The organism is Dactylosporangium sp. NPDC051541, assembly GCF_044454505.1.
Classification (GTDB): domain Bacteria; phylum Actinomycetota; class Actinomycetes; order Mycobacteriales; family Micromonosporaceae; genus Dactylosporangium.
The window spans coordinates 25,800-45,888 of record NZ_JBITDU010000031.1; the positions used below are offsets into that span (position 1 = coordinate 25,800).

19 protein-coding genes and 1 pseudogene are annotated in these 20,089 nt (G+C 72.7%); 15 read left to right on the forward strand and 5 right to left on the reverse strand.

Translation table 11 applies throughout. The features are described 5' to 3' along the window. Positions 1 to 18: 18 nt before the first annotated feature. Positions 19 to 1,251, reverse strand: coding sequence for a nucleotide disphospho-sugar-binding domain-containing protein (locus tag ACIA8L_RS54360; protein ID WP_395917861.1), 1,233 nt, complete (start codon positions 1,249 to 1,251; stop codon positions 19 to 21). Between the two features lie 149 nt (positions 1,252 to 1,400). On the opposite strand from ACIA8L_RS54360, the gene ACIA8L_RS54365 reads away from it, so the two are divergent. Further along, entirely contained in the window at positions 1,401 to 2,009 is a 609-nt protein-coding gene (locus tag ACIA8L_RS54365) for a TetR/AcrR family transcriptional regulator (RefSeq protein ID WP_395917863.1), read from the forward strand. A 124-nt stretch (positions 2,010 to 2,133) separates the two neighbouring features. Then, the gene (locus ACIA8L_RS54370) at positions 2,134 to 3,618 is read left to right on the forward strand and encodes an MDR family MFS transporter (RefSeq protein ID WP_395917864.1); all 1,485 of its coding nucleotides are present in this window, start codon (positions 2,134 to 2,136) and stop codon (positions 3,616 to 3,618) included. 92 nt (positions 3,619 to 3,710) lie between these two features. Here the strand turns inward: ACIA8L_RS54370 and ACIA8L_RS54375 are convergent, their stop codons facing one another. The 3 genes from ACIA8L_RS54375 to ACIA8L_RS54385 are packed head-to-tail and all read right to left on the reverse strand — an operon-like array spanning position 3,711 to position 6,913. Further along, on the reverse strand, positions 3,711 to 4,751 hold the full coding sequence (locus tag ACIA8L_RS54375; RefSeq protein ID WP_395917866.1) for a ketoacyl-ACP synthase III family protein: 1,041 nt from the start codon (positions 4,749 to 4,751) through the stop codon (positions 3,711 to 3,713). 18 nt (positions 4,752 to 4,769) lie between these two features. After that, entirely contained in the window at positions 4,770 to 5,954 is a 1,185-nt protein-coding gene (locus ACIA8L_RS54380; RefSeq protein WP_395917868.1) for a 3-deoxy-7-phosphoheptulonate synthase, read from the reverse strand. Next, on the reverse strand, positions 5,942 to 6,913 hold the full coding sequence (locus ACIA8L_RS54385; protein ID WP_395917870.1) for a ketoacyl-ACP synthase III family protein: 972 nt from the start codon (positions 6,911 to 6,913) through the stop codon (positions 5,942 to 5,944). Before ACIA8L_RS54385 ends, ACIA8L_RS54380 begins: the two co-directional genes overlap by 13 nt. Positions 6,914 to 7,032: 119 nt before the next feature. On the opposite strand from ACIA8L_RS54385, the gene ACIA8L_RS54390 reads away from it, so the two are divergent. From ACIA8L_RS54390 to ACIA8L_RS54405, 4 genes and pseudogenes are all read left to right on the forward strand, one after another. Next, positions 7,033 to 7,341, forward strand: coding sequence for a hypothetical protein (locus ACIA8L_RS54390; RefSeq protein WP_395917872.1), 309 nt, complete (start codon positions 7,033 to 7,035; stop codon positions 7,339 to 7,341). A gap of 15 nt (positions 7,342 to 7,356) precedes the next feature. Continuing rightward, positions 7,357 to 7,699 (forward strand): annotated as a pseudogene (locus tag ACIA8L_RS54395) (carboxyl transferase domain-containing protein); the annotation flags it as partial. A 32-nt stretch (positions 7,700 to 7,731) separates the two neighbouring features. Continuing rightward, entirely contained in the window at positions 7,732 to 7,962 is a 231-nt protein-coding gene (locus ACIA8L_RS54400; protein WP_395917874.1) for a DUF5988 family protein, read from the forward strand. A gap of 327 nt (positions 7,963 to 8,289) precedes the next feature. After that, the gene (locus tag ACIA8L_RS54405; protein ID WP_395917876.1) at positions 8,290 to 11,133 is read left to right on the forward strand and encodes an AAA family ATPase; all 2,844 of its coding nucleotides are present in this window, start codon (positions 8,290 to 8,292) and stop codon (positions 11,131 to 11,133) included. 17 nt (positions 11,134 to 11,150) lie between these two features. Here the strand turns inward: ACIA8L_RS54405 and ACIA8L_RS54410 are convergent, their stop codons facing one another. Next, positions 11,151 to 11,411: an acyl carrier protein gene (locus ACIA8L_RS54410; protein WP_395917878.1), complete on the reverse strand. Its 261-nt coding sequence runs from the start codon at positions 11,409 to 11,411 to the stop codon at positions 11,151 to 11,153. A gap of 138 nt (positions 11,412 to 11,549) precedes the next feature. Here ACIA8L_RS54410 and ACIA8L_RS54415 point away from each other — a divergent pair, with 138 nt between their 5' ends. The 9 genes from ACIA8L_RS54415 to ACIA8L_RS54455 all read left to right on the forward strand — a co-directional run bounded on the left by ACIA8L_RS54415 (position 11,550) and on the right by ACIA8L_RS54455 (position 20,068). Further along, a complete protein-coding gene (locus tag ACIA8L_RS54415; protein ID WP_395917880.1) occupies positions 11,550 to 12,227 on the forward strand; it encodes a 4'-phosphopantetheinyl transferase in 678 nt (225 codons plus the stop codon). Between the two features lie 77 nt (positions 12,228 to 12,304). Continuing rightward, positions 12,305 to 13,348 carry a ketoacyl-ACP synthase III family protein gene (locus tag ACIA8L_RS54420; protein ID WP_395917882.1) on the forward strand — a complete coding sequence of 348 codons (1,044 nt, stop codon included), beginning with the start codon at positions 12,305 to 12,307 and terminating at the stop codon, positions 13,346 to 13,348. A 7-nt stretch (positions 13,349 to 13,355) separates the two neighbouring features. Further along, positions 13,356 to 14,498: an acyl-CoA dehydrogenase family protein gene (locus ACIA8L_RS54425; protein WP_395917884.1), complete on the forward strand. Its 1,143-nt coding sequence runs from the start codon at positions 13,356 to 13,358 to the stop codon at positions 14,496 to 14,498. Continuing rightward, entirely contained in the window at positions 14,495 to 15,979 is a 1,485-nt protein-coding gene (locus tag ACIA8L_RS54430) for an amino acid adenylation domain-containing protein (protein ID WP_395917885.1), read from the forward strand. The genes ACIA8L_RS54425 and ACIA8L_RS54430 overlap by 4 nt, the downstream gene beginning before the upstream one ends. Further along, positions 15,976 to 16,263: an acyl carrier protein gene (locus ACIA8L_RS54435; RefSeq protein WP_395917887.1), complete on the forward strand. Its 288-nt coding sequence runs from the start codon at positions 15,976 to 15,978 to the stop codon at positions 16,261 to 16,263. Before ACIA8L_RS54430 ends, ACIA8L_RS54435 begins: the two co-directional genes overlap by 4 nt. 10 nt (positions 16,264 to 16,273) lie before the next feature. Beyond that, positions 16,274 to 17,617 carry an NAD(P)/FAD-dependent oxidoreductase gene (locus tag ACIA8L_RS54440; protein ID WP_395917889.1) on the forward strand — a complete coding sequence of 448 codons (1,344 nt, stop codon included), beginning with the start codon at positions 16,274 to 16,276 and terminating at the stop codon, positions 17,615 to 17,617. Between the two features lie 29 nt (positions 17,618 to 17,646). Further along, on the forward strand, positions 17,647 to 19,002 hold the full coding sequence (locus tag ACIA8L_RS54445; protein ID WP_395917891.1) for an NAD(P)/FAD-dependent oxidoreductase: 1,356 nt from the start codon (positions 17,647 to 17,649) through the stop codon (positions 19,000 to 19,002). A 116-nt stretch (positions 19,003 to 19,118) separates the two neighbouring features. Further along, the gene (locus ACIA8L_RS54450) at positions 19,119 to 19,523 is read left to right on the forward strand and encodes a (2Fe-2S) ferredoxin domain-containing protein (RefSeq protein WP_395917893.1); all 405 of its coding nucleotides are present in this window, start codon (positions 19,119 to 19,121) and stop codon (positions 19,521 to 19,523) included. A 17-nt stretch (positions 19,524 to 19,540) separates the two neighbouring features. Next, complete coding sequence (locus ACIA8L_RS54455) at positions 19,541 to 20,068, forward strand: GNAT family N-acetyltransferase (protein ID WP_395917895.1); 528 nt, start codon at positions 19,541 to 19,543, stop codon at positions 20,066 to 20,068. The last annotated feature ends 21 nt before the right edge of the window (positions 20,069 to 20,089 follow it).

Below are 20,089 nucleotides of genomic sequence, written 5' to 3' on the forward strand. Positions count from 1 at the left end.
GTGGGTACTGCGAAGCGCTCACACCAGGGCCGCGAGCTCCTCGGCGACCCGGGCCGGGGCGGGCTGGTCGAGCGCCTCCTGCCGGAGCTCCGCGGCCGCCTGCCGCGGGCCGTCGTCGAACAGCAGCGTCGACATCGCCGACTTGAACGACGCCTCGTCGGCCTGGCCGGGCGACAGGCACAGGCCGGCGCCGGTCGCCGCGACCCGCTCGCCGTTGTAGATCTGGTCGAGGATCTGCGCCACGATCAGCTGGGGGATGCCCCGCAGGATGCTGTTGAGGATCATGCCGCCGCCGCCCTGGTGGACGATCGCGTCGCAGGTCGCCAGCACGGTCTGCAGATCCTGGTCCTGGATCACCTCGACGTCGGCCGGCAGGCCCGGCAGGACCTCCCGCCCGGCGCCCTTGACCGCCACCACCACGTCCACGTCGAGGCTGGCCAGCGCGGCCGTGATCTGACCGATGGGCAGGCCGTCCTGGCCGAGGAAGTGCCGCATGCCGACGCCGGACGTGACGCAGACCCGCCGCCGCGATCCGCGCTTGGCGGCGCGCACGGGCAGGGTGCTGGGGCCGTTGTAAGGGATGTAGCGCATCGGCAGCCGGTTGGGGATGCCCGCCCCCTGCAGGCGGGCCGGGGACGGATCGACGGTGTGCCGGGCGATGTCGTCGGCGGGGGCGATGCCGAACCGGTCGTACACGGCCAGCAGGCTCGCCGGCCAGGCGTCGCGGCCGCCGGCCTGGCCCGTGACGCCGAGGCCGGGCAGGAACTTCAGGTGCCACGGGAAGTCGGGGCCCCACAGCTGCCGCACCAGCGGCGCGCCGCTGCGCTGCGCGGCCACGTGCGCCGCGTAGACGAACGGGTCGGCGATGACCAGGTCGGGGCGCCAGTCGTCGGTCAGCGCGACCAGGTCGTCGACCATCGACTCCATCAGCCGCGCGTAGGGCCCGAAGCGCATCTCGTCGATCGCCTGGCGCAGTTCGGCGGGCAGCTGGGTCACGCTGCCAAGGGTCTGCACGCCGGCCGAGCTGTGCACCCGCTCGCGAATCTTGCTCTGTAAGGCGAAACTGTCGGCCAGGAAGTCGTAGTCGCGGCCGAGCGGCACGGCGGGCAGGCCCGACTGGCGGATCTCGGCCGTGAGCGCCGGGCCCGAGCCGACCCGCACGTCGTGGCCGGCCGTGCGGAACGCCCAGGCCAGGGGCACCATTGGCAGGTAATGGGAGTACCAAGCCATGGGCAGGAACAGAACGCGCATGCTGCCTCCAAGCATTGGGCGATTGGTCGGTACGGTGTTTCGCCCGACTCTTCCCGAGGCCGCTTCAGCCGCCCTTGACGCAGCCCAAAGGGCTTTCCGGCCGCGCGGCTCTTTTGCAATTCGCGGGAATCGCTGTAGATATAGGCACCATGACCGGTAGTAAATCCGCCCTACTCGACGCGGCCACCGCGGAGTTTGCCAAGCACGGGCTCCGCGGGACCCGCATCCAGTCCATCGTGAAGCGCGCGGGCGTCAACGAGCGGATGATCTACCACCATTTCGGCAGCAAGGACGGGCTCTACCGGGCCGTCCTGGACGCGCAGTGGGCCAGCATGCGGGAGGCCTGGGCGCCCGTGCTCATCAAATCCGTGACGCTGCCGCCGGGTGAGGCGATGCGCACGGCGCTGGCCGGGCTGTTCGACGCGGTCTCGGACCGGCCGCTGCTGGTCGGCCTGGCGATCCACGAGGCCCTGGCCGGCTGGCCGACCCGGCCGCTGCCGAACGTCGAGACGCTGCCCCCGCCGCTGCGGATGATCTACGAGAAGGGTCAGGAGCAGGGCGTGTTCCGCGCCGACTGCCCGTTCGAGGTGGCCTACGGGGTGGCCCTGGGCTCGCTGTTCCTGCTGCCGGTGATGGGCCCGCGCTTCACCGAGGTGATGAAGAGCGACCCCACGGGCAGCCACCCCAGCCAGGAGCTGCGCGACCAGATCATCGAGCAGGTCATCGACGGGATGACGGGCCCGGCCAAGGCCGGCTGACCTCCACGGCCGGCAAAGCGGCGCTGAAGCGTCGATAGAAGGTCACCGCTGGATGGCGGCGCCGGTGACCCCCGCCGTGCTATCGTTCTGTAAACATTTATTGCAGACCTCCGGGGAGGCAAGTGTGAGTGCCACCGAGCCGGGAACAGCGCCGCCAGACGACACGCGGCTGTCCCCCCAACTGATCAAACTCGCCGTCGTCGTCATGCTCGGTGCGCTCGCGATCCAGCTGGACGGCACCGTCATCAGCGTTGCCATCGAGGCGCTCAAGCGGGAGTTCAACGCGTCCCTGGCCGAGCTGCAGTGGGTCGGCACCGGCTACCTGCTGGCCCTGGCCCTGGTGATCCCGCTGGCCGGCTGGTCGGCCCAGCGCGTCGGCGCCCGCCGGATGTGGCTGATCTCGCTCACCATGTTCCTGGTCGGGTCGCTGATGTGCGGCCTGTCCTGGTCGCTGTGGAGCCTGGTCGTCTTCCGCCTCCTGCAGGGCTTCGGCGGTGGCCTGATCATGCCGCTGGGCCAGGCGATCCTGATCCAGGAGGCCGGCGTCGCCCGGCGGGGCAAGCTGATGAGCGTCTTCGCCGTGCCGGCCATCCTCGGTCCGGTGCTCGGCCCGGTCGTGGGCGGCGTGTTCGTCACCGACATCAGCTGGCGCTGGATCTTCTTCATCAACGTGCCGATCTGCCTCATCGCGCTGTGGCTGTCCTGGCGCGTCGTCCCCGACACCGACTTCGGCAAGCGCTCCAAGCTCGACGTGCTCGGCCTGAGCCTGCTCTCGCCGGGGCTCGTCGCGCTGGTCTACGCGCTGTCCCAGGCCGGCAACAACGGCAACTTCTCCGACAAGAAGGTGGTCATCCCGCTCATCCTCGGCGTGCTGCTCGTGCTCGGCTACGCCTGGCACGCGCTGCGCCCGAAGGTGGCGCCGATCATCGACATCCGGCTGTTCCGCTTCCGCAGCTTCACCTCCGCCACGCTCGTGCTGTTCTTCTTCAGCACGGTGGCCTTCGGCGCGGCACTGCTGCTGCCGCTGTTCTTCCAGGAAGTCCGGGGCATGACCGCGTTCGAGGCCGGGATCAGGATCATCCCGTTCGGCGTCGGCACCACGGTGGCGCTGATGGTCGCGGGCAAGCTCACCGACTCGTTGCCGGCGCGGTGGATCGTGGCGGTGTCCCTGGTCTGCGCGGTGGCCGGGTTCGGCATCCTCACCCAGATCGAGCCCGACACCAACGGCCTGCTGCTGGCGTTGGCCATGGTGCTCATCGGCCTGGGCGCGGGGGCAGTGCAGGTCTCGGTCACGACGGCGGCGTTCGTCGGGCTCAACAAGGAGACGATCCCCCGGGCCAGCAGCGCCGTGCGCATCATGACCCAGCTCGGCAGCTCGGCCGGCGCGGCGACCCTGTTCGTGGTGCTGCAGCGCGAGCTCAACAAGCTCATCGCCGGCGGGCCGGTCACGCAGCACGGCCTCGCCCACACCTTCCAGGTGGTGTTCTGGTGGACGGTCGCGTTCGCCGGGATCGCCCTGGTGGTGTCGCTGTTCCTGCCCAGCACCGCGTTCAAGCAATCGCCCGACGCGGAGCCGGCCGAGGCGGCCCCGGCGGCCGCCGAACACTGACCGACGGCACGACGCACGACGCCCGCTCCGGGTGGGGGGAACTCCGGAGCGGGCGTCGCGGTGCGTGGCCGTCCAGCCGCGGGGGCGGGATCTCAGGACAGCCAGGATGGGTGTTCGAGGATCTGCACCACCGCGCACGACAGCACGATGCCGGGCGCGCTGCTCATCAGCAGCAGGTGGTCGCCCGGGCCGACCTGACGGGTCCGCAGCAGGTGGTCGATCGCGAGGATCTGGTCGCTGGCCCCGCAGTGCCCGATCGTGCGGCCGAAGTCCCATGTGGACATCTCCAGCGGCACGCCGAGCGCGGCCAGCCCGCGCTGCTTCATGATCTCCCGGGCCACGCTGATGAACGCGATCCGGGCGATGTCGGCCAGCGCGACCTCGGCCTCGGCCAGGGCCTGGTCGACGATCTGCTTCATGCGCTGGTTGACCAGGGCGAACCGCTCGGCGGCCGACTTGCGGGCGGCCGGGTCGCGCATGAACGCGCGGCCGCGGGCCAGGAAGTCGACCGGCCGGCCGATCGTCGGCCCGGGCGGGAACATGGGCTCGCCGGCCCGCCCGGCCTCCTCGATGCCCGAGACCGCGATCGTGCGGATGGACTTGAGGCGCGCGAAGCCCGGCTCCTTGCTCAACACCACCGCGCTGGCGGCGTCACCGAGAATGAACGGTCCGATCCGCCAGCGGTCCTTGAGGGGAGTTCCATAATTGTCGGCCGCGACAAGCAAAGCCAGACGTTTCTCCGGTACCGCCGACAAGTAGCTCGCAGCCAGTTCCATCGCGCCGAACATGCCGTTGCAGCCCTGCCCGACCTCGACCGCGAGAGCGGCCCCGCCGGTGAGGTGGCGCTGCAGGTACGACTGCGGCAGCCAGCCGTCGGGGCCCTGGTGCCAGGTGTCGGCGTAGAGCAGCAGATCGGCGTCGGTCGGGCGCAGGTCGCACCGGTCGAACGCCTGCCGCGCGGCCGCGAGGGCCATGTCCGGCGCCGGCACCGTTCCGGCGACCGCCGCGCCGAGCTGCTCGTGGGTCTCGATCTCGGCCGCCTCGCACAGGCCCTGGGCGATGGCCGCGTCGACGGTGACGGTCTCGGGCAGGAACGTGCCGATGCCGTTGATGAACATGCCTGGGGTACGCAAGCCGGGCGTCCCTTCGGGTCAGCGGCCGGCGAGCGCCGCGGTGAACGCGTGTATGACGAGGAGGGTCTGGTGCGGGTTGAGCCGTGGATCGCACGCGCTGCGCCAGCGGGGCAGCGCGACGCCGGCGGCCGCGTCGTGGCGGAACGGCACGCACTCCGTCACGTCGTCGGGCGTGGCCTCCAGGTGCAGGCCGCCCGGGTGGGCGCCGTGGGCCAGCAGGATGCGGGCGAACGCGCGGGTCTCGGCGATCACGTCGCTGACCGCGCGGGTCTTGCCCCGTCCGGCGTGCGGGATCGTGTTGCCGTGCATCGGGTCGCTGAGCCAGACCGGCCGCGCCCCGGTCGCCCGGACCGCGCGGACGAGGACCGGCAGCCGCTCCTCGACGTTGCCCACGCCGAGGCGGGCGATCAGGGTCAGCCGGCCCTCGACGCGGTCGGGGTCGAGGCGCTCGACGAGCGCGGCGACGTCGTCCGGGCCGACATCCGGGCCGAGCTTCACCGCGACCGGGTTGGCCACGGCGGCCACGAGGCCGACGTACGGCCCGGACACCTGCCGGGTGCGGTCGCCGATCCAGAGCAGGTGCCCGGAGGAGCCGTAGGTCACGCCGTCGGCCAGGTCCTCCCGGATCAGCGCCGCCTCGTACTCCAGCAGCAGCGCCTCGTGGCTGGCGTACACCTTCGGCGCGCCGGCCGCGTGGCCGGCGTCGAGCGACCGGAGCACGTCGGCGGAGCGGTCGTAGGCGGTGAGCATCCGGCTCGGGTCGGCCGCCCGGGCCGCGTGGGTCGGTTCGAACGCGTTGACCGCGTCCCCGCGGTAGACCGGCAGCCGCGCCCCGGACGCGGTGACCTCGACCGCGTTCGAGCGGGGCTTGGCGAACTGGCCCGCGATCCGCCCGATCGGCACGGCCGGCAGCCCGGTCGCCGAGCGCAGCACCTCGGTCAGGTCGCCCAGCTGGGCCACCTTGTGCCGGGTCCGCTCCGGCGTCGCCTCGGCGAACAGCTCGGCGCAGTCACCGGCCTGCACCACCATGGCCTCGCCGCGGGCCACCTGGGCCAGCCGCCGGCGCAGGGCCTGGCAGTCGTCCGGGCGGACCAGCGGGGGCCGGGTGGCGAGCTCGGCCGCGACCTTCGCCAGCGCCTCGTCCGACGGCCACTGCGGTGCGGCCCGCACGGCCGCCGCCGGCGCCGGGATCACGTGGTCCACGGTGCCGTCCCCTCGATGCGCAGGACGGCGCAGGACGCGGTCAGCCCGGCGCCGGTGGTGTGCAGGACCACGTGGTCGCCGGGGCGCAGGGCGCCGGCGCTCACCAGGTGGTCGAGCGCGACGACCGGGTCGGCCGCGCCGAGCTGGCCGAGGCGGTGGCTGACGGCCGCGGTGGAGCGGGACGGGGGCAGTCGCAGGGCGTGCAGTACGGGCTCCAGGTCGCCCCCGGGCAGGGCGGTGAGCGCGGCCGCGGCGATGTCGCCGGGCTCGACGCCCGCCTCCCCGAGGGCGGCGTGGACGATCTCGACCATCCGTTTCTCCAGTTCCTGCCACAGGGCGGTGCCGGCGGGCTCGGCGGCCAGCCGGCGGCGGAAGACGTCGGCGCGCGCGGGCAGGTCGACCGCGCGGCCGGTGGTGGCGCCGGGCGGGAACATCGGTTCCCCGGCCCGGTACATCTCCTCGGCCTCGGGCACGGTCACCGAGCACACCGACAGCAGCCGCGCGAAGCCCAGCTCCCGGGTGAGCAGCAGCGCCGCTCCGGCGTCGCCGAGCACCTCACCGCCGCTGCGCCGCCGCAGCAGCGGCGTGCCGAAGTTGTCCGCCGCGACGAGCAGCGCGGTGCGGCGCCCGGGGTCCGCGCACAGGTAGCCCGCGGCGAGTTCGAGCCCGGCGAGCAGGCCGCCGCGGCCCTGGTCGATGCTCAGGGCGAGGTTGTCGTCGCCGATCAGCCGCCGCTGCAGGTACGACTGGGGCAGCCAGCCGTCGGGACCCTGGTGCCAGGTGCTGGCATAGAGCAGCAGATCGACGTCGGTCGGTTCGTGGCCGCATCGGGAGAACGCGTGGCGCGCCGCGAGCAGCGCCATGTCCGGGGCGGGCAGCTCGCCGGCCACGGCGGCGCCGCCCTCGACCTCAGGTACGTGGACACCCAGCCCTTTGACGAACACATCTGCCGGCTGCATGCGATCGAATGTCACCGAACCGCCTTAAGCTGCGCTTGCGCGCCGGCCTGGATTGCCCGGGCTTTAGCCCGTTGTCGGACACTGACCGCCTCGACCGCCGGAAGGAAATGAGGAGCGGCATGAGCGCCGACGGCAACTGGCACCTGGAGATCGACAGCCCGACGGGCAAGACCAACGTGGCCCTGAGCCTCACCCAGGACGGTGACCAGCTCGGTGGCACGCTGACCAACCTGAGCAACAACCTGAGCACCGAGCTCTACGACGGCCGGGCCGACGGCGAGCAGTTGCGCTGGAAGGCCAAGCTCCAGCAGCTGAAGGCGACGCTCACGTTCGACGTCGCGGTGACCGGGGACAGCATGTCGGGCAAGGTCAAGGCCGGCGTCTTCGGCCGCTTCAACGTGGTCGGCACCCGCGTCGCCCAGAACTAGGCCGCCCAAGGGCTCCGCCGCTTCGGCGGGGCCTACATCGCCATGAACTCGCGCTCGCTCGGCGCGACGAAGGTGTTCGCGTGGCCCGGCGCCGAGGTCGCCGTCATGGACGCGGCCGCCGCGGTGGGGGTGCTGCACCGCAAGGCCCTCGCGGCCGCCGCCGACGATGGGGGAGCGGGCGGAGCTGCTGACCCGGCTCACCGCCGAGCGGCAGCGCGTCGCCGGGGGCGTGGCCCGGGCCACGGCGATCGGCGCCATCGATGCGGTCATCGACCCGGGGCAGACCGCCCGGTGTGTGGCCGCCGTCATGGCCGCGGCGCCCCGCCGCCGCGGGTCGCACGGCAACATCCCGCTGTGACCAACCCCGACATCCAAGGGAGACGAGGCGCCATGACACACCTGGAGCAGCAGGCGGCCGACGAGATCGTGCACGCCGTCCTCGAGGGCGGCCCGGTCGACATCCCGGCCGCGCTGCGGACCGTGCGGGAGCCGGTCGCCGACGCGAAGATCAAGGTTCCGCACTACGGCGGCTACGAGCACTTCGAGCGGGCCACCGACGCCGACCCGGCCACCCTGCCGATCGTCTTTCGCTGGACGACCCGCACCAAGGTCGCCGAGTAGGCGGCTTTCGCTGGGATAGATACCCGACATTGTGCTGGGCAATTGTTGCGTCGCGCATTGTTACCGGACGGAAGCGTTGCCAAAACCTCGGGCCGGTGCCAGGATGCGAGGCGCGATGGCGTTGACGGCTTAGCTCGCGTCAATGTATCTGATCGTCCTTCCCCGCAAGTCCGCTCGGTGTTCGCTGGGCTCGCCGAGCGTGCACCGGCACGTGCAGATCGAAAGGGGGCACCGTCTGCCCGATATTCACTACGAGGCCGTGGCGAAGTAAGGGTAGCGTCGCGCGCCGGTCACACGGGTTTTTTGCACGGGGGATGCGAATAGATAATGGGGTTAGTCGAGCGCGGACACGAGCTCACTGTTTTACGAGATTTTCTCACCGAAAGCGATTTCGGCCGCGGTCGCGTCGTGCTCCTGACGGCGCCGGTCGCCACCGGACGCACCGAGTTGCTGCGCACCTTCGCCGATGAGGCCGCCCGAACCGGCGTGCACGTGCTCAGTGCCACGGCCTCGCGGGCCGAGCGCCAGCTGCCCTTCGGGGTGCTGCGCCAGCTCCTGCAGAGTGCCCGGCTGCCCGATTACGCCGGCGGCATCATCGAGCTGCTCGACACGGGCGTCTCCACGGCCGTGCTCAGCCAGCCGCTCACCGAGTCGCTCGACCAGCCCTCGGCCAGTGTGCTGCACAAGCTTTGCCTGGCCCTGCTCATGCTCATCCGGCAGACGTCCACCGTCATCTGCGTCGACGACGTCCAGTTCTGCGACATCGCCTCCCTGCACTGCCTGCTGTACCTCGTGCGCCGCCTGCACTCGACCCGGGCGCTGTTGGTGCTCAGCGAGACCGCCTGGTCGGGCCACGCCCAGCCCGAGTTCGAGGCCGAGGTGCTGCGCCAGCCCCACGCCCACCGCATGCAGCTCGGCCCGCTGACCCACCAGGGCGTGCACGCGCTGCTCGCGGAGGAGCTCGGGGCCGGCGTCGCGCACCGGCTGGCCGACGAGGCCTACGACATCTCCGGCGGCAACCCGCTGCTGGTACACGGGCTCATCACCGACTACCGGGCCTCGGCCCGCGGCGGGGCCCAGCCCGGGCTGGTCGTCCAGGCCGGCTTCAACCAGGCCGTGGTGAGCTGCCTCTACCGGTGCGAGCCCACGATGCTGCAGGTGGCGCAGGGCATCGCGGTGCTCGGCGAGCCGGGCGGCCCGGCGCGGCTGGGACGGCTGCTCGAGATCGAGCCGGAGGCGGTGACGCAGAACATCCGCGCCCTCGAGGCGGCCGGCCTGCTCGAGGGCGGCCGGTTCCGGGCGGCCGCGGTGGAGGCCGCCGTGCGGGGGGCGCTGCCGCCGGGCGAGCAGGCGCTGCTGCACGGGCGGGCGGCGCGCATCCTGCACGACGACGGCGCCCCGGCCCGGGCCGTGGCCGGGCACCTGCTGGCCGCCGACGGCGTGACCGGCACGTGGGTCGTGCCGCTGCTGCACGAGGCGGCCGAGCAGGCGCTCTACGACGACCAGATGGACCTGGCGCTGGTCTGCCTGCGGCTGGCCTACGAGTGCGGCACCGACGAGCGTCAGCGCGCACAGACCCGGCTCGCGCTGGCCCACGTGGAGTGGCAGTTCGACCCGATGCGCGCGCTGCGCCGGGTCGACGACCTGATCCAGGCCATCGCCGGCGGCTACCTGACGGCCCGGGAGGCCCTGGCCCCGATCAGCTGGCTCATCTGGTTCGGCCGGGTGGAGGAGGCCTGGCAGGCCGCGGAGACCCTTAGGGCGGCCTGCGCCGGTGAGAAGCTCGACGCGCCGTCGCCGGACCTCATGGAGAGCATGCAGTCCGCGCGGCTGGTGATCAGCAGCCTGTACCCGGCCATCGTCCAGCACGCCGGCGAGTCGGCGGCCGGTGCGGCCGGGCCCGCCGCCGCGACGCCGGACGAGGCCGACGGCGATCCGGTCCGGCAGGTCCGCTCACTGCTGCTCGTCCCCGGCGCCGACCCGCCCACGGTGGAGCGCACCCACCTGCTGCACGCCGGCTACCCGTGGGAGCGGCCGGCCCGGATCGCCGGGATGGCGATGGCGGTCCTGGTCTACGGCGACAGCATCGAGGGCACCACGTCGTGGCGCGAGGCGCTCCTGCAGGAACAGCAGAGCCACCGGGCCCCGACCCTGCGGGCGCTGTTCGCCACCCTGCGCGCCGACGCCGCGCTGCGGGTGGGGCAGCTCGCGGTCGCCGAGCGACGGGCCCGGGCCGCGCTGACGCACATCGCGGCCCGCAGCTGGGGCGTCGGGGTGGGCCTGCCGCTGGCCGTGCTGCTGCACGCGTGCACCAGCATGGGCCGCTACGACGAGGCGCTGCGCCACCTGCGCCAGCCGGTGCCCGAGGCGCTCTTCCAGACCCCGGTGGGCGTGCGCTACCTGCAGGCCCGGGGGCGGTACTTCCACGCCACCGGCCGCTACTCGGCGGCCCTGGCCGACTTCGAGTCCTGCGGCGAGCTGCTGGCCCGCTGGAACCTCGACCTGCCGGCGTTCGTCTCGTGGCGCCCGGACGCCGCCGAGACCTGCCTCATGATGGGCCACGACCAGCGGGCCCGGGACCTGATGCGGGAGCAGATGGCGCGGCTGCCGAAGGCGCATCCGCGCATCCGGGGCGCGTCGCTGCGGGTGCTGGCGGCCACCGCGGACCCGGCCGAGCGCCTCGACCTGCTGCGCCGGGCCGTCAATGCGCTGCGGATCAGCGGCGACCGCCTCGAGCTCATCAAGGCCTACCGCGACCTCGGCCTGGCGCACCTCGCGCTGGGCGAGGGGCGGGAGGGCCGCATCGCCGTGCGCCACGCCCGCGACCTGGCCCGGCTCTGCGGGGCCGAGGGGCTGACGGCCGGTCTGCCCGTCGACCTCGAGGCGGCCGGCGCGACGCCGGAGCCCGCCTCGATCGCCTCGATGGCCCAGGGCCGGCTGGCCTTGGCCGACGGCGACCCGGACGGCGGGGTCGCCGAGCTCAGCGACGCCGAGCGGCGGGTCGCGTCGCTGGCCGCCCAGGGTCACACGAACCGGCAGATCGCCGGCATGCTCTTCGTCACCGTCAGCACGGTCGAGCAGCATCTGACCCGGGTGTACCGCAAGCTCAATGTCAGCCGCCGCAGCGACCTGCCCACCGGCCTGCGCCCGGGCCACGCCGGCCCGGTCTGAGGCGGCGACCGGCGCGCTCAGTGCGCGTGCACCATCGCGGCGATCGTCCGGACGTCGACGAAGTTGGCGCCGTCCAGCGCGGCCGGCGGGAGCTGCGTGCCCAGCTCGGTGCGGATGAAGTTCAGCAGGACCGCCGTCTTCATCGAGTCGAGGATGCCCCGGTCGAGCAGGGGGGTCCGCTCGTCGATGTCGTGCTCGGCGGTGCCGTCGAGCAACCGCTCGCGGATGAACTGGACCAGCCGCGCGCTGATCTCCTCTTCAGACACGACATCAGACACGAAAATCGCCTCCCCGTTTGCCGTCGGCCGTCGGCCGCCGTGCCGGAGAGTCTCGGTGGCCGGCCTTAAGGATTCCTTGGCTTTCCCGGCTTCCGGGGATCCAAGGTGCAGGCAAGGCGGGCGGCGCACGCTGCCCGGGTGATCGGACCTGTCCGCAGCGCCCAGCCGTTGCTCGACCGGCTGGTGCCGGCCACTGTCGCCGCCGTCGAGGCCTACGACGACGAGGGCGCCGCGGCGCTGTACCCCGAGGAGGCCGCCGCCGTCGCGCGGGCCGTGGAGCGCCGCCGCCGCGAGTTCGGCACCGTCCGGCACTGTGCCCGCCGGGCCCTGGACCGCCTCGGCCGGCCGCCGGCCCCGATCCTTCCCGGCGAGCGGGGCGCGCCCACCTGGCCGGCCGGCGTGGTCGGCAGCATGACCCACTGTGCCGGCTACCGGGCGGCGGCCCTGGCCCACCGCCGCGACGTGCGCGCGATCGGCATCGACGCCGAGCCCGACGACCCGCTGCCCGTCGGCGTCCTCGACGCGATCGGGCGGCCCGAGGAGCGGGCGATGGTGCACCGGCTCGCCGGGTCCGGCGGCCCCGGGCCGTGCTGGGACCGGCTGCTGTTCAGCGCCAAGGAGTCGGTCTACAAGGCGTGGTTCCCGCTGGCCCGCACGTTTCTGGACTTCGACGGCGCGCGGATCGCGATCGACCCGGCGGGGACCTTCACGGCCGGCATCCTCGCGCCGGGGCCGGTCACCGAGCTGACCGGGCGCTGGCAGGCGGCCCGCGGCCTGGTGCTGACCGCGATCGTCGTCCCGGCCGGTGAGCCCTGAACCGAAGTGCGGCGGAAGGCCAGCTTAAGCCTCGGCCGCGACTGTGACCACAGACCGAAATCCCAGGAGGCAGCTTCGTGGCAACGCTTGTGGACACGCCGGTGTTCATCGGTGGGCTGGGCGTGTACCTGCCCGATACGGTGAGCGTCGCCACCGCCGTCGAGCGGCAGTGGTACCCGGCCGAGGCCGCCCGCACCAGTGAGCTGACGGGCGTGGCGGTGGCCGGCCCGATCCCGGCGCCGGAGATGGCCCTGTGGGCCGCCCAGGACGCCCTGAAGCGCTCCGGGCACCGCGGCGCCGACCTCGACCTGCTGCTGTACGTCGACACCTGGCACCAGGGCCCCGACGGCTGGCTGCCGCAGTCCTACCTGCAGCGCCACCTCGACGCCCCGGACGTGCTGGCGACCGAGATCCACAGCGGCTGCAACGGCGTCCTGGTCGCGCTGCAGCTCGCCGCCGGGCAGCTCGCCGCCGGCAGCCGCACGGCGCTCATCGTCGCCGCCGACAACTTCGGCACCCCGAAGATCGACCGCTGGACCGTCGGCGAGGGCTACATCCCGGGCGACGCCGCGGCCGCCGCCGTGCTGACCCGCGAGCCGGGCTTCGCGCAGCTGCTGTCGGTGTGCGCGGTCAGCGTCCCCGAGGCCGAGGAGATGCACCGGGCCGGCGAGGAGCTGTTCCCGCCCCCTATCACGCTCGGCCGCGACCTCGACTTCACCGCCCGTGCGACCAGCTTCCGCGAGCAGCTCAAGCGGGACGGCGTCGGCACCTCCTCGCTGCTGAAGGTGCACGGCCAGACGATGGCCGTGGCCGACCGGGCGCTCGCCGAGGCCGGCATCACCCTGGCCGACGTGCACCGGGTGCTGTTCCTGAACTTCTCCCGGCCGATGGTCGAGCAGCGCTGCATGGCCGCGCTCGGCCTGCCGCTGGAGCGTTCGGTCTGGGACTTCGGCCGGACGGTCGGGCACCTCGGCGCGAGCGACCACCTGGTGGCGCTCGAGCATCTGGTGACGACCGGGCAGGCCGGCCCCGGCGACCATCTGCTGCTGCTCGGCCTCGGGCCCGGCGTCCACCTGGCGGCCGCGGTCGTGAAGCTTCTCGATCAGCCGGCCGGGGGGTGAGGCGGCCGTGGACTTCGACCTCACCCCCGAACAGCACAAGCGGTACACCGAAACCCTGACCGCGGTGCGGGAGAGTCTGCCCGGCCGCTCGCCCGCCGCCCCCGCCGAGCACTTCGGGCGGGACGACTGGCGCACGGCCGCCCGGCTCGGCCTGACCGGCCTGTGCCTGCCGGCCGAGTTCGGGGGACAGGACCTCGGCGCGCTCGACACCGCGCTCGCGCTGGAGGCGTTCGGCCGCGGCTGTACCGACACCGGGCTCGTCTTCGGCGTCGCCGCCCACCTGCTGGCCTGCGCCGTCGCCGTGCGCGACTTCGCCGGGGCCGACGTGCGCGGCCCGCTGCTGACCGGCCTGGCCGGCGGCGACATCATCGCGGCCAACGCGATGACCGAGGACGACGCCGGCTCCGACGTGGGCCGGCTGGCCACGACCGCGGTGCCGGACGGCGACGGCTTCGTCCTCGACGGCGTCAAGTCGTTCTCCAGCAACGCGCCGCTGGCCGACCTCGTCGTCACCTACGCGGTCACCGACCCCGGCGCCCGGTTCCTCGGCGTGAGCGCGTTCGCGATCCCGATGGATCTGCCCGGCATCGCGGTCAGCCCGCCGCTGCACAAGATGGGCCTGCACGGCTGCCCGGCCGGGCGGATCACGTTCACCGGCGTGCGGGTGCCGGCCCGCTACCTGCTCGGCACCCCCGGGCAGGGCGGCCGCGTCTTTCAGCACTCGATGGGCTGGGAGCGGGCCTGCCTCTTCGCGCTGTACCTCGGCGTGATGACCGAGCAGCTGGAGCGCTGCGTCGGCCACGCCCGGCAGCGACGGCAGTTCGGCCACGCGATCGGCGACTTCCAGGCGGTCTCGCACCGCATCGCCGGCATGCGCCAGCGGCTGGAGAGCGCGCGGCTGCTGCTGCACCGGGCCTGCTGGCTGATGGACAACGACCGCGACCATCTGGCTGAGGCGTCGATGTCGAAGGTCGCCGTCTCGGAGGCCGCCGTGGCCAACGCCCTGGACGCGATCGGCATCTTCGGCGGCGCCGGCTACCTGCGCGACACCGGCGTGGAGCAGCAGCTGCGCGACGCCGTGCCGAGCGCCATCTTCTCCGGCACCAACGAGATCCATCGCGGCATCATCGCGCGGGAGGCGGGACTGTGAACCTCTACGAGCTCGTGGTCGGCGCCGCCCGGCGGTTCCCCGAGCGGCTCGCCGTGAGCGCGGCCGACGGGACCCTGACCTACGCGGAGCTGGACGCGGCCGCCGACGCCGTCGCGCACCGGCTGCGCGGGCTGGGCGTCGGCCGCGGCGACCGGGTCGTGGTGTGGGCCGAGAAGTCCACCGCCGGGATCGTGGCCATGCAGGCGGTCATGCGCCTCGGCGCCGCCTACGTGCCGCAGGTCGGCAGCACGCCGCTGAACCGGGTCGCGGTCGTGGCGCGGGACTGCGCGGCCCGGGTCGTGTGCACCACCGCCGACCGCTTCGCCGAGGTCCGCGCCGAGTTCGGTGAGGAGGCCGGCCCGGGACTGCTCGATCTGGCCGAGGTGCCGCCCGCCGGCGAGCCGCGGGCCGAGGCGGTGGCCGAGCCGGTCGGGCCGCACGATCCCGCCTACATCCTGTACACCTCCGGGTCGACGGGAAAGCCGAAAGGCGTCTGCATCTCGCACCTCAACGCCCGGGCGTTCGTCGACTGGGCCGCGGGTGCGATCGACGCCGGGCCGCAGGACCGCTTCAGCAACCACGCGCCGCTGACGTTCGACCTGTCGGTGCTGGACCTCTACGCCGCGTTCGCCGTCGGCGCGAGCGTGCACCTGGTCCCGGCCGAGCTGGCCTACGCGCCCGTGCAGCTGGTGCAGTTCCTGCACGACGAGCGGATCACCGTCTGGTACTCGGTGCCCTCGGCCCTGACGCTGATGATGCGCGACGGCGGCCTGCTCGACGGGCCCGCGCCGGAGTCGCTGCGGGCCGTGCTCTTCGCCGGCGAGCCGTTCCCGATCGCCCAGGTCCGCCGGCTCGCCGAGTGGACCGCCGCGACGCTGATGAACCTCTACGGGCCGACCGAGACCAACGTCTGCACCGCCCAGCTGGTGCGCCCGGAGGACCTGCGGCGCGACCGCCCGGTGCCGATCGGCGCGGCGGTCTGCGGCGACAAGGTGTGGGCGGCGATGCCGGACGGCCGGGTCGCCGGGCCGGGCGACGAGGGTGAGCTCATCGTCGACGGCCCGACCGTGATGCTCGGGTACTGGGGCCAGGAACCCCACCACGGCCCCTACCCGACGGGCGACGTCGTGCGGGTCCTGCCCGACGGCGCCTTCGACTACGTCGGCCGCCGCGACCACATGGTGAAGGTCCGCGGCCACCGCATCGAGCTGGGCGACGTCGAGGCGGCGCTGGGCACGCACCCCGACGTCGACGACTGCGCGGCGCTCGTGGTCGGCTCGGGCATCGACGCCCGGCTGACCGCGTTCGTCGTGGCGAAACCGGGCCGCCGGCCCGGCATTCTCGGCCTCAAGCGGCACTGCTCCCAGCGCCTGCCGCGATACCTGGTGGCCGACGAGATTCGTGTGGTGGCGGCCCTGCCGCGCACCCGCAACGGCAAGGTCGACCGGGTCGCACTGGCCGAAGGGATGGAGTCCGCATGACCACCGAGAGGAACGAGATGTCCGAAGACGAGGTCGTCGCCGTAATCACCGCGTTCATCCGGGAGCGCTTCCTGTCCGGCGACGAGCGCCAGGAGCTGACCGAGTCCACGCCGCTGCTGGAGTGGGGCATCCTCGACTCGCTGAGCACCGCGGTGCTGCTGAAGTTCATCCGCGAGGAGCTCGGCGTGACCGTGCCGCCGATGGCCGTCGACGCGAAGAACTTCCGCGACGTGCGGCACATCGCGACGATGATCTGCCAGTCCCTGCCGGTCACGAGCGGCTGAGGCGGACACCATGACCGAGACCGATTTCGACGTCATCATCATCGGCGGCGGCCCGGCCGGCTCGACCGCCGCGTCCTATCTGGCCGGCGCCGGGCTCTCCGTCGGCGTCTTCGAGAGCGAGCTGTTCCCGCGCCCGCACGTCGGCGAGTCGCTGGTGCCGGCCACCACGCCCGTGCTGCTGGAGATCGGCGCGATCGACAAGATCGACGAGGCCGGGTTCCCGCGCAAGTACGGCGCCGCCTGGACCTCCGCCGAGACCCGGCACATGCCGGCCAACGGGTTCAGCGGCCTCAACCACGACTGGTCGGCCGAGGTGCAGTTCGTCGAGCGCGGCCAGGCCGGCGTCGACCGGGACTACACCTACCATGTGGACCGCGGCAAGTTCGACACCATCCTGCTCAAGCACGCCGAGAGCCGCGGCGCCAAGGTGTTCACCGGCGTCCGGGTCCTCGGCATCGACTTCTCCGACCCCGAGCTGGTCCGGGCCAACTGCAAGATGGGCCCGAAGGAGCTCGACGTCACGGCCCGGATGGTGGTCGACGCCTCCGGCCGGCACACGACGATCGGCAAGCAGCTCAAGCTCAAGGTCACCGACCCGGTGTTCAACCAGTACGCGGTACACACCTGGTTCGAGGACCTGGACCGGGCCGCCCTGGCCCGCGACTCCAAGGAAGTCGACTACATCTTCGTGCACTTCCTGCCCATCAAGGACACCTGGGTGTGGCAGATCCCGATCACCGACACCATCACCAGCGTCGGCGTGGTGACCCAGAAGGAGCGGTTCTCCCTCGCCGGCTCCGACCGGGAGACGTTCTTCTGGGACTTCGTCGCCAGCCGGCCCGAGCTGCACGACGCGCTGAAGGCGGCCCGCCGGGTCCGGCCGTTCAAGCCCGAGGGCGACTACAGCTACTCGATGAAGGAGATCTGCGGCGACCGGTTCGTGCTGATCGGCGACGCGGCCCGGTTCGTCGACCCGATCTTCTCCAGCGGTGTCAGCGTCGCGCTCAACAGTGCCCGGCTCGCGTCCCGCGACATCATCGCCGCGTTCGAGGCCGGCGAGTTCGGCAAGGAGCGGTTCGCGCCCTACGAGGACAAGATCCGCCGGGCGGTGCGGTACTGGTACGAGTTCATCTCCATCTACTACCGCCTGAACATCCTGTTCACCGCCTTCGTGCAGGACCCGCGGTACCGCATCGACGTGCTCAAGATGTTGCAGGGCGACGTCTACGACGGCGAGGAGCCGGAGGCGCTCAAGGCGATGCGCGAGATCGTCGCCGCCGTGGAGAGCAACCCCGACCACCTGTGGCACCCCTACCTGGGCACGCTCCGCGCGCCCGCGGCAACGACCACCTGAGCAACCGCAGGCCTCTGGAGGACGTGAACATGCCCAGGAACGACTACGACATCGGCATCATCGGCGGGGGCCCCGCGGGCTCGACCGCCGCCTCGTACTTATCCCGCGCCGGACTGCGCGTGGTGGTGCTGGAGAGCGAGCACTTCCCGCGCCCGCACATCGGCGAGTCCCTGGTGCCGACGACCACGCCGGTGCTGGAGGAGATCGGCGCCCTGGAGAAGGTGGACGGGGCCGGGTTCCCGCGCAAGTATGGCGCGGCCTGGACCTCGGCCGCGCCGAAGTCGATCCCGAAGCTGGGCTTCACCGGGATGTCCCACGACTTCAACTTCTCGCACATCGGCTTCCGCGAGCGCAAGCAGTTCGGCGTCGACCAGCCCTACACCTACCACGTCGACCGCGGCAAGTTCGACCAGCTGCTGCTGGACCACGCCGCCTCGCTCGGCGCCGAGGTCCGCTACGGCGTGCGGGTGCAGGACGCGGAGCTGGCCGCGGGGGAGAACAAGCTGCGCATCAAGCGCGAGGACGGCACCGACACGGTCCGGGTCGGCATGGTGATCGACGCCAGCGGCCGGCAGACCTTCCTCGGCCGGCACCTGAAGCTCAAGCAGAACGACCCGGTCTTCAACCAGTACGCCGTGCACACGTGGTTTCGCAACCTGGACAAGGCGGCGATCGCCAAGCTGGGCGACCTGGGCGGCCAGGAGGACTACATCTTCATCCACCACCTGCCGATCCCGGACAGCTGGATCTGGCAGATCCCGATCACCGACGACATCACCAGCGTCGGCATCGTGACGAAGAAGGAGCGGCTGCGGGCCGGCGGCGGCGACCAGGAGGCGTTCTTCTGGGAGTGCGTCGGGACCCGGCCGGAGCTGGTGGACGCGTTGTCGTCGGCGGAACGGGTGCGGCCGTTCAAGACCGAGGGCGACTACAGCTACGGCATGAAGGAGATCGTCGGCGACGGCTGGGCCCTGGTCGGTGACGCCGCCCGGTTCGTCGACCCGATCTTCTCCAGCGGCGTGAGCATCGCCATGAACGGCGCCCGACTGCTCAGCGCCGACGTCATCAAGGCGGCCGAGGCGGGCGACTACAGCAAGGCCCGGTTCGTCGACTACGAGACGACCCTGCGCCGCGGCGTGCGCAACTGGTACACGTTCATCACGATGTACTACCGGCTCAACGTGCTCTTCAGCGCGTTCGTGCAGGACCCGCGGTACCGGTTGAGCGTCTTGAAGCTGCTGCAGGGCGAGGTCTACGACGAGATCGAGCCCGAGGTGCTGACCCGGATGCGCGAGACCGTCCAGGAGGTCGAGAACAACCCCGACCACCTGTGGAGCGGTCACCTCGGCACGACCGGCTCGACGGTGATCAAGCCGGCCTTCTGAGCCGACCGGCGAACTCGGCCCCGGCGGGCGGCGACCCCGCCGGGGCCGTCACGTGCAGCGCGCCTGATCGCCGGCCCCCGCCCGATGATCAGGCGCGCGACCTATACTCCAGCATCATGATCACCGGAACGGCCGGGCGCGCCGCCGCGGGGCGGGACGGCGGCGGGTGCACCGTCACGGTCTGCCGGGGCTGCTGCTGCGGCACCGCGAAGGTCCCCGGCCTCGACCACCCCGCACAGCTCGCGCAGCTGCGCCGGCGGCTCGACGGCGCGGCCCAGGTGCGCACCAGCGACTGCCTCGACGCCTGCGAGTACGCCAACGCCGTCGTCGTGCAGCCCTCACCGGCCGGGCGCCGCGCCGGTGGCCGGCCCGTCTGGCTCGGCCTCGTCAACCAGGCCGACACCACCGACATGATCGACGCCTGGGTCCGCGCCGGTGGGCCCGGCCTCGCCGACCCGCCCGACCTCCTCGACCTGTACACGTTCACCCCGGCCCGCCGCATCCGCCAGGCACTGCCGTGACGGTCCGAGGACTCACCGTGCACACGTACGACGCGGCGGCCACCCGGGCGGCCGCGGACCGGTTCGCCGGCCTGTACCGGGATGTCTTCACCGCGCCGCCCTGGAACGAGGACGAGGCCCGTGTCGAGGAGTTCCGTGCCCGCCTCCGGCAGGACGCGGCCCGGCCAGGCTTCCGCGCCGTCGTCGCCGAAGTCGACGGGCGCTGGGCCGGCTTCACCACCGCCTGGCCCACCCGGCGGCCGTTCCCGGCCGGCCGGGCCTACGGCGCCGTCCGCGACCGCCTCGGCCCGGGCCGCACCGACGAGCTGCTCGTCGGCGCTCTGGAGATCGACGAGGTCGCCGTCAGCCCGGCCGTGCAGGGCCGCGGCGTCGGCGGCCGGCTCCTGGAGGCGACCCTCGCCACGGTCCCCGACCGCCGGGCCTGGCTGCTGACCTGGACCACCTCCGCGCAGGCGATCGGCTTCTACCGGCGCCACGGCTGGCAGCCGGCCCACCCGATCCCGGACACCGCCGACGAGGTCGTGGTGTTTCTCAGCCCGGCCTGACCACACCCGGCGGGGGAGTGG